The organism is Psychrobacter sp. DAB_AL32B, from assembly GCF_002224105.1.
GTDB lineage: Bacteria > Pseudomonadota > Gammaproteobacteria > Pseudomonadales > Moraxellaceae > Psychrobacter.
On the sequence record NZ_NEXU01000061.1, the window covers coordinates 1 to 9,630 of the forward strand.

9 protein-coding genes are annotated in these 9,630 nt (G+C 42.8%); 7 read left to right on the forward strand and 2 right to left on the reverse strand.

The window, feature by feature from the left end; genetic code table 11:
* The 6 genes from CAN34_RS07070 to CAN34_RS07095 form a co-directional block, all read left to right on the forward strand.
* On the forward strand, positions 1-872 hold an 872-nt coding region (locus CAN34_RS07070; protein WP_133063020.1), incomplete at its 5' end, for an alpha/beta hydrolase.
* A gap of 148 nt (positions 873-1,020) precedes the next feature.
* The gene (gene dapD, locus CAN34_RS07075; protein ID WP_089555054.1) at positions 1,021-1,842 is read left to right on the forward strand and encodes a 2,3,4,5-tetrahydropyridine-2,6-dicarboxylate N-succinyltransferase; all 822 of its coding nucleotides are present in this window, start codon (positions 1,021-1,023) and stop codon (positions 1,840-1,842) included.
* Positions 1,843-2,093: 251 nt separating this feature from the next.
* On the forward strand, positions 2,094-2,816 hold the full coding sequence (queE, locus tag CAN34_RS07080) for a 7-carboxy-7-deazaguanine synthase QueE (RefSeq protein WP_079691230.1): 723 nt from the start codon (positions 2,094-2,096) through the stop codon (positions 2,814-2,816).
* An 86-nt stretch (positions 2,817-2,902) separates the two neighbouring features.
* The gene (locus CAN34_RS07085) at positions 2,903-4,063 is read left to right on the forward strand and encodes a multidrug resistance efflux transporter family protein (RefSeq protein WP_089555055.1); all 1,161 of its coding nucleotides are present in this window, start codon (positions 2,903-2,905) and stop codon (positions 4,061-4,063) included.
* 15 nt (positions 4,064-4,078) lie between these two features.
* Positions 4,079-4,714 (forward strand): trimeric intracellular cation channel family protein, encoded by a 636-nt coding sequence (locus CAN34_RS07090; RefSeq protein ID WP_079691228.1) that lies wholly within the window; start codon positions 4,079-4,081, stop codon positions 4,712-4,714.
* 61 nt (positions 4,715-4,775) lie between these two features.
* Positions 4,776-5,609 carry a trimeric intracellular cation channel family protein gene (locus CAN34_RS07095; protein WP_254423124.1) on the forward strand — a complete coding sequence of 278 codons (834 nt, stop codon included), beginning with the start codon at positions 4,776-4,778 and terminating at the stop codon, positions 5,607-5,609.
* 104 nt (positions 5,610-5,713) lie between these two features.
* On the opposite strand, the gene recJ is transcribed toward CAN34_RS07095, so the two are convergent.
* On the reverse strand, positions 5,714-7,552 hold the full coding sequence (recJ, locus tag CAN34_RS07100; RefSeq protein ID WP_089555056.1) for a single-stranded-DNA-specific exonuclease RecJ: 1,839 nt from the start codon (positions 7,550-7,552) through the stop codon (positions 5,714-5,716).
* A gap of 326 nt (positions 7,553-7,878) precedes the next feature.
* Here recJ and CAN34_RS07105 point away from each other — a divergent pair, with 326 nt between their 5' ends.
* Positions 7,879-8,394: a hypothetical protein gene (locus CAN34_RS07105; protein WP_079691226.1), complete on the forward strand. Its 516-nt coding sequence runs from the start codon at positions 7,879-7,881 to the stop codon at positions 8,392-8,394.
* Between the two features lie 146 nt (positions 8,395-8,540).
* Here CAN34_RS07105 and CAN34_RS07110 read toward each other — a convergent pair.
* Positions 8,541-9,630: hypothetical protein (locus CAN34_RS07110; RefSeq protein ID WP_217320614.1), on the reverse strand; the 1,090-nt coding region annotated here is incomplete at its 5' end.

Below are 9,630 nucleotides of genomic sequence, written 5' to 3' on the forward strand. Positions count from 1 at the left end.
GTGATAGTGATACCACTATTACCGCCACCCTGCTGATAGTTCACGGTATGGCAGAACATAGCGGTCGTTATGCAGATTTCGCACAATTTTTAGCCGATCATGGTATCGCAGTTGCCACTTATGATCAGCTCGGTCATGGAAAAACCGTCAAATCTGCCAAAGACTTGGGTTTTTTTGGGCATGAGCATCCTGTACAGTCGCTATTAAAAGATGTCATCATCATGGCAGATAGCTTAAAAGCTCGTCATCCGACTGTTCCGCACTTTGTGATGGGTCATTCTATGGGCTCTTTTATTGTACGCAACGTGCTTAAGCACCATGCGCGAGACTTTACGGGCGCAATCCTAATGGGTACCGCTGACGCCAATCCATTGACCAAAGTATTACTGCCTGTCAATAAGCTACTGGCAAAAGCGGCGCCTAAAAAGCCAAACACCATACTTGCTAATGCGATGAACAAGGTGCTCAATAGCAAGCTTAACAATCGTATTTCTTCCTCACAGTTTGCGTGGCTAAATGAAGACCCCGCCGCCGTCGAAGCGTACGAAGCCGATCCATTAAACGGTTTTACCTTTACCAACAACGGTTTTATGACTTTATTTACTCTGATGGAAGCAGGATTGAATAAAAACTGGGCCACGACGATTGCTAAGGATTTTCCGATACTATTTATCAGTGGAGAAAATGATCCTATCGGTGATATGGGCCGTGGCATTCGCAAAATTGCTAGCCGTTTAGAAAAACAGCATTTTAGCAATGTATCTGCACAGCTCTACCCTCATATGCGCCATGAACCACTCCATGAAAAGAACAATAATGTGGTCTATCAAGATATCTTAGATTGGCTAAATAACAATGCCGTAGATAATTAATAGCAGCGTCGTTGTTGTCGTTTAACGTTTTGCTAAAAGTGGCTAAATTAGCGACTTTTAGCAAAAATAAAGCAAGCAATTTTTAGTCCAGACCGCGCTAATTACAATATCTATTTTTACTTACCTTTCATCAATTTTAGGGGTTTTTATGTCATTACAACAAACTATTGAACAAGCTTTTGAACACCGTAACGAATACAGCCCAAGTACTATGCCACAAGACGTACGTAATGCTATTGAGCAAGTGCTTGAGCAGTTAGATAACGGTACATTGCGCGTTGCAGAAAAAAAGGATGGCGAATGGGTCGTTAATCAGTGGGCGAAAAAAGCCGTCCTATTATCATTCCGTTTAAACGACAACTACATTCAAGCAGCTGGCGAACACCTGCAGTTTTATGACAAAGTTCCGACTAAGTTTGCTGACTGGACTGAAGCACAATTTAAAGAAGCAGGCGTACGTGTTGTGCCACCAGCGGTTGCTCGTAAAGGCTCATACATTGCAGCCGGTGCAGTATTGATGCCGTCGTATGTCAATATCGGCGCTTATGTGGATCAAGGCGCAATGGTAGATACATGGGCGACGGTTGGTTCATGCGCCCAAATCGGTAAAAACGTCCATCTATCTGGTGGTGTTGGTATCGGTGGCGTCTTAGAACCGCTACAAGCCAACCCAACTATCATTGAAGACAACTGCTTCATCGGTGCACGCTCTGAAATCGTTGAAGGGGTTATCGTAGAAGAAGGCGCTGTCATCTCTATGGGCGTTTATATCGGTCAATCTACCCGCATTTATGATCGTGAAACAGGTGAAATCCATCGCGGCCGTGTACCAGCTGGCTCCGTCGTTGTACCGGGCAGCTTACCGTCTGAAGATGGCACACACAGCTTATATGCAGCTATTATCGTGAAAAAAGTCGATGCACAAACCCGTGCTAAAACATCAGTAACTGAGTTATTACGTTTAGCTTAGATGCTTAGTCACTATATTTATTCAATACATTAGCTGTTTTGAATAATAAAAAGATGCTGGGGTTTACTCCGGCATTTTTTTTGTCACTTAATAGCAGCTTAATAGCAGCTTAATAACAGACATTACGTTATAATCCTGTTCTTGTTTTAGCCTTATTCAGACATAAAGCGACACGTACCACAAACCGCCTTTTTATTACGATTGATAAAGGTTTAATCACTTTATCAACATCTAATTGTATTTGAAATATTATGAGTGAGTTATCTTTACGCACTTCTGCGATTCCTGTTACTGATCCAGAAGCTGGGTTACGTTTGACCGAGATTTTTTATTCCTTGCAAGGTGAGGCGCTGACCTCAGGTTTGCCGACCATATTCGTCCGCCTAACTGGCTGTCCACTGCGCTGCGTCTACTGCGATACCGAATATGCTTTTAGTGGCGGCGAGCGTCAGTCGCTTGAGACCATCATGACGACTATCGCAAGCTTCCCGTGTAAGCGCATTTGTCTAACTGGTGGCGAGCCTTTAGCGCAGCCAAATGCCATTGAATTGATGACACGTTTGCTGAATGACGATTATGAAATCTCACTTGAAACCGCAGGTGCACTGACGGTCGAAAACGTCCCACCAGCGGTCAGCAAGGTGATGGATCTGAAAACCCCAAGCTCAGGCGAAGTTGATAAAAATTTATGGTCAAATCTTGATTATCTGACTCAGCACGATCAGCTTAAGTTTGTGATTATGAACCGTAAAGACTATGACTGGGCAAAGGCCAAACTTATCGAATATAAGCTAGATGAATTGGTCGGTACAGTTTGGTTTTCACCAATGTTCAATGTCGCTGAGAATGACAGTAGCCCTGATGTGCCTGTATTAGCGCGAGAGCTTGCTGAATGGATATTAAGCGATGCCTTGCCGGTACGTTTTCAGTTGCAATTACACAAAATTATTTGGGCGGATGCTAAAGGTAAATAACATCCGAAAACCTGAATAAATGCTCCAAATAAATAACCTGTATGGATAATATAAATAAATAGCTAGGCAGCTATAAGGACACATGGATGGTCAAACTAATTTTATTGGGCTTATTGGCTGGTGCGTTCTTTAGCTCCACGTTTATCTTAAATGAGCTGATGAGTAGTGCCGGTGGCCATTGGTTTTGGTCAGCGAGTCTGCGCTATTTATTTATGTGGTTAATCATCACCGTCATTATTACGATGCAGCATGGCTTTGGGCGCATTAAAGAATTGAGCGCTATCTTCTTTCAGCATTGGCGATTTTGGTGCACTACCGGTAGTATCGGCTTTGGTGCATTTTATACTGGCATTTGCTATGCTGGTGACCACGTTGCCGGCTGGGTCGTCGCGGCGACTTTTATGTTTACCGTAGTTACCAGTCTGTTGGTATTATTGGCATTTGGGCAACGCTTTGATAAAAAGTTCATTCTTTATGCGCTGCTGGTCTTTATTGGCGTGGTACTCGTCAACGTCAGCGAGGGATTACGTGCCTCTGCCCTAGCCGATATCAATACCGTTCCAATGGCTGATATGCTGCTATATGGCGCTCTGCCTGCGCTGGTTGCGGCGTTTAGTTACCCCATCGGTAATCAACTGGTTTGGCAAGTCTCCCACAACTCTCGCAAACATATTGCTGAGCGACAACAAGAAAGAGAAAGCGCCGACCATCAAAATAATATCGATAATCATAACCAACCGCTCATATCAGAAGCGTATGATTTATCTACCGTAAGCTATGATGCGACTAACCTCGATGCTAATAAGTCTCACCAACAAACCAATACATCTATAGCTGAGCCAACCTCTGCCTTACAGAATCTAATCGCTCGCATTCCTGCTATTGAGACAACCTTACTGCAAAATGCCTTTAATAAAATATGGCTAATGACCCTTGGTAGTTTACCATTTTGGCTAATTTTAGGCTTGATAGTGCGCCCTGAAGCACCTGCTACCTCGCAGCTATTCAATACTTTGCTGGTGGCTTTATTGGCAGGCGTTGCCGCGACAAGTATATTTTTATATGCCCGTGAGCAAGCAGTGACGTCAAGTGAAGTCGCTGGCGTGGACTCTACCCAAGCCAGCGAGGTCATATTTGCTTTAATTGGCGGTATATTACTGCTAAATAATGCGATACCTTCGGCATTGGGCTTAGTCGGTATCGGGCTGATTATGCTAGGGCTGATATTATTTGCAAAAGATGGGTGAGGCTAAAAAATATCAATGATAAATAGTTTCATTTTCCCAGATATTCTACTATATTTATTAGATATGGTTGGGGTGATTGCTTGCGCTATCGCTGGTACATTACTTGCTCAGCATAAAGGCTTTGATGTTGCGGGCTGTATCCTAGTGTCTATGGTCAATGCCATTGGCGGTGGTACGCTACGAGACATGGCGCTCGATCGCCATCCGCTATTTTGGATGACCGATCTTAACTATGTGATTGTTATTACCCTCACCTCGCTTATCTTACAAATATTTTTTCATCTGTATCATAAAATTGACAATGCGCTCAAACTCTTTGATGCCATTGGTTTGGCAGCATTCAGCGTTATCGGTTTTAAAGTGGCATTGGCGCAAGATATGTCACCAGTTATCGCTGTCATGATGGGGGTTTGGACTGCCATTATTGGTGGCTTATTACGTGATATTATCTGTAATGAAATACCTTTGTTACTCCAGCGTGAGATTTATATCACTGCCAGTGTCGCAGGATCATTGACGTATTTGGTGCTCGACTACTGGGGTCTTGACGCTATAGCAAACGAATTTACTATGCTGTTTGTCATCTTTGCCGTGCGCATGCTGGCATTGAGATTTGATTGGCATCTTCCTTCCATTCGCTTAGTAAGTTAACAGGTGACTAAACGCTTAGCCGCCTTTTAACTTACTAAGCGAATTTTCTGTGTGAATCCTTATGATCAGTATTATGAGTGTCAATGTCTATGCGTGGCTGAATGCCTGCTGTATTACTTTATTTGGTCAACCTTTTGATCTATTGTTCGCCGCGCCCTTAAGCGTGACTGCTACCTCTAACATTGCTGCCTCTGCCACTTCAGCTGTTAATGCAGTAACGCAGAATCCGCTTGCCCTCACCCCTGAGTTTGTCACACGATTTGAGCCAACCTCATTTATGTTTTGGCTGGAAATGTTTGGCATTTTTGCCTGTAGCGTCTCAGGAACGATTTTAGCAAAGCATAAAAACTTTGATGTGTTCGGCTGTATTCTAGTGGCTATGATTGCCGCTATTAGTGGTCCTACCGCACGTGATATTATTCTTGATCGCTATCCATTATTTTGGATGGTCAATATGAATTATCTATTAATCATTACTATTACTTCCGTTGGCTTTCAGATATTTTGTAACCCAAAGGCGCGCCATGTGGATGGCTTATTAAAGCTCTTTGATGGCTTGGCACTAGCAATTTTCACCTTAATTGGTATACAAGTGGCGCAAGAAATGGGCGCTAATATTCCTATCTGTATCTTGCTTGGGGTATTGAATATTTTGTTCGGCGGTGTTATTCGTGACATGCTATGTAATGAGATTCCATTAGTATTGCAACGTGAGATTTATGTGACGGCAGCGATTATCGGCGGGATATTGTATTTTGTCATGGAAAGCATGGCTATTACGCCTTGGATAAAAGAAGCGTCGACGATGATGACTATTTTCGTGATTCGTATGCTAGCGGTGCGCTATGATTGGCACTTCCCAGATATTAGTCTGATGAAAAAGCATTCGCTTTAATATAATTAGTTTTATATCAAAAACAACAAAACGTAAAGTCAGAAAAAGGGCATTAATCTTTATGATTAACGCCCTTTTTAGCTCAATAGCGACAAGAAATAATTTTAGACCTCAGTAATAACCGCCAAATCCTTAACCATTAATTGCAAGCTTTGTTTGCCATTCCACTCATTGATATCTAACTCAAACAATATATGCACTTTTTCGGCGCGGTAATCCCAAGCACTGCTATCAAAGTTAAATTGAATTGCCTCAATTGGGTACTGCACATCGGGATAACGCAGAGATAACTTAAGATGTTTGTCTTTTAGTATTTTAAAGTTTAAGACTTCAAATACACCATCAAATATCGGGGGCGCGAATCCATGTCCCCAAATGCTGGCATCCGCTAAATGCTCAGCGAACCATAAGCTAAAGTCGCCCGCTTGCAAAGGACCATCGGTAAATTTCTGCTCAGCAAATACTTCATCATCCATCTGTGCCAGTACGTCGTTAAAAGCTGTCACAAAGCCATCAAAGTTACCACGTTTCAACGTCAACCCTGCTGCCATCGCATGACCACCAAAATGACTGATTAAGTCAGGATGACGTTCGGCAACTTGTTCAATCGCATCACGAATATGCACGCCTGCGATAGAACGCGCCGAGCCTTTAATAGCATCATCGTCACCCGTGCGCTTAGTATCCGCTGGCGCAAAGACAATGCTAGGCAAATAATGGCTTTCTTTTAAGCGACCTGCAACGATACCGATCACGCCTTGGTGCCAGTCATTTTGATATAACACAATACTGCGATTGTGATTATTAACAACCTGTTTCTCAGTTTTATGCTGAATAATCATATCAGCGCTTTCATCAGTATCAATATTGGTATTAGCATTATCATCGATATCTGTAGCAGCAGTAGCTAACGCTTGAACGATGCTATCCGCTTGCGCTCGCATCTCGCCTTCTACTTGACGACGAGTACGGTTAAGTTGCTCAAGCTCTTGCGCCAAACGTTGCGCAGTTTGCCAGTCATCCGCTAGTAAACACTCGATACCGATGCGCATATTATCCATACGACCAGCGGCATTGATACGCGGCCCTAAGACAAAACCAAAGTCTTGCGCCTGTAGTTTTTTGGGATCACGACCTGCTTGCTCTAATAACGCTAATATACCCAAAGAGCAGCGCCCCTGACGAATAGCAGCCAAACCATGATGCACTAAAATACGATTGTTTTTATCGAGTACGCCAACATCAGCAATCGTCCCAAGTGCCACCAAATCTAAATATTGGCTTACTTGTACGGTGGATTTACCCGCTTTACGGCGCAGTTTTGCCAGTCGTCCAAGTACATAAAATGCCACCCCAACGCCCACCAATGCTTTACTAGCAAAGTTGCAATCAAGCTGATTGGGATTGACCACGGCTTCAGCAGGTGGCGTCTCTTTAGTAGTGAGGTGATGATCAGTGATAATGACGGTAATACCATCAGCCTGCGCACGCGCCACACCTTCATGGCTTGAGATTCCATTGTCTACCGTGACGATCATTTGCGGCTGATAAGTCTCAATACCCAATTCGACAATCTCTGGCGTTAGACCATAACCGTATTTAAAACGGTCAGGCACCAGAAAATCAACCTTCGCATCCATGGCGGTTAGCGCGCGCATCATTAGCGCCGTACTGGTTGCTCCATCGCAGTCAAAGTCGCCAACGATAAGAATACGCTGACCCTCATCAATGGCGGCATCTAGTAAACGTACCGCTTCGGTGACACCATGTAGCCGCTCAGCAGCTAACAAACTGGATAGCTGAGTCTCAAGCTCAGCAGGCTCAGTGATACCGCGCCCCGCATAGAGGCGAGCAAGGGTAAATGATTGGGCGGCAAGTGGTTGCAACGCGGCGGGCAACTCGTCGATGCGAGCGCTGGTATAACGGGGGGTTAAATTTAGCATATCGGTATTCTACTGGCTTTGGCAGGCGGTCACAATGTTAATTTTCAGCACGTCAGTATAGAGTTATTAATTATTTAGGCGGTCACAATGACGTAACTTATAGCATAATTTAAGCATATCGCTTCATTTACAAAAACTGTTCACAGTGACCGTAATTTTATGCATTTTGCTACAAAGCAATGATTGTATGGCGCTTATAAATCCATAAAATGGTAAACATCTTATAAGCACATCAGATGCTTGCCATCTAATTTAATATTTGATGCTTTATTATTCACTGTTTTTCTTTTAATTGCTTCTTCTTTTAATTACTTTAAGGATACTTTATGAAAACCACCCCCGCTGCTGAAAAACTATCTAATACTATTGATCCAAATTTAGATCTTGAGCAAGTCAAAAAAGAGTGTATCGCTATGGTTAAAAAACGCGCCAGAATCTCTGCTGGTGTTGCCATCGTTCCTGTGCCGTTTTTTGATGTGGCAGTTGACGCTGGCATGCTGACGATGCTGCTACCTGAGATTAGTGAGCGCTTTGGTTTGCTTGAAGACCGTAAGGCTGCTGTAGATCTAGAGTCACGCGCTATTCACTGGAGTGCGCTAAAAGATCGTACGGTTGACTTTGCAGGACTGATGGCAACTCGTGGTATCGTTAAAAAGACCGTTCAAGGCTTTGGTGGTCGTATCGCTGCGAAACAAGTCACCAAGTTCATCCCACTCGGTGGTCAACTGGTCGCAGGTACCATGGGCTATATGATTTTCAAGAAGATTGCGACTGATCATATCAATGAATGCTATAACTTAGCAAAAGATATTCAACAAAAGCAACATGGTAAAAACGTCTAACAGACATTTAATCATATCTTGAAAGCTTAATAACTGACCAATAATAAACCCAGCTAAGGCATTCTTAACTGGGTTTATTATTATTCAACTATGAAAAGATATCGATAAACAGACTCTTTCAAATAAAGTTATTTTAAGAGAGCAATCTATTCAGTTTGTTCAATCACAATAAGTATGTGTGGTGTTTTATCCTCTCTATCAACATGCACGATGGCTTGCCAGCCACTATATAAGAGTATTCTCTCAGCAAATTTTAGCGACGAGCGTTTTTCTAACGTTTGTAACGTTTTTAGCTGCTTGGTATGATGCGCTAGAGGTATGAGAGTCTTTAAAACTTCTGAAAATACGGGTAATGACTTACCTTGTTGTGGCTTAATATTGTATGAAACACTACTTAAGTCGCACCCCGATAACGTCGCTTCAATACTTAGCCTATTTGCCTGAATGGATTCAGTGATCACTTGGGTATATTCATGCATATCGATATCTTTCTGACTCGTTCCGCCAAGACTAAGGTCTAACAAGCTCTTATCTTTGGTACGAGATAGGCGGCAATTATCCTGATAATAGCTACTAACAGGATTGCCCCTCTCCCAATTTACCGTAAACTCAAGTGACGACTCTAGCAGCTCACCATCCTCATATGCTTCAGGATGCGAGCGATAGTTAGGCACGGCACTATAATAAATTTGCTTACCCTTCACTTCGTACTCAACGATATGCTCACTAAAGGGAGCATATAGCAATATCTCATGTTCATTAATAATGCTCTTATTCTTATTTAATAGCAGATAATAAATCGTACTATTAGAATAAACACTACCACCCAATGGACCCATAGATTCAACTTCTAAGGCAATATCTTCAACGCCATCGCGATTAAAATCCTCTTTTATCAATGGTAATAAGCGCAGACTATAACCCATGCTCTGTTCTTCGCCATCTGCGTCTTCATACTTGTCCGAACAGTCATACTCAAGATCAGGACTTACTTTGGGACTAGGCTCCGGTGAAGAGCAGCGTTTTTCTACCAATTCAACAATGAGCCACTTCGGTAGCACAACATTATTAGTCTTGTTGCTAGTATCATTGTTATCTTTAGTACTCGCCTCAGCTAGGGATAACGGCATTATCGATAGCAAAAGTAAAATGCCTAAATAGCGTAACTCTAAATAGCGTAACCCTAAATAACGGAACATAGTCATCTCCTTTAGCCTGTGAGCGATAAAATCAGAA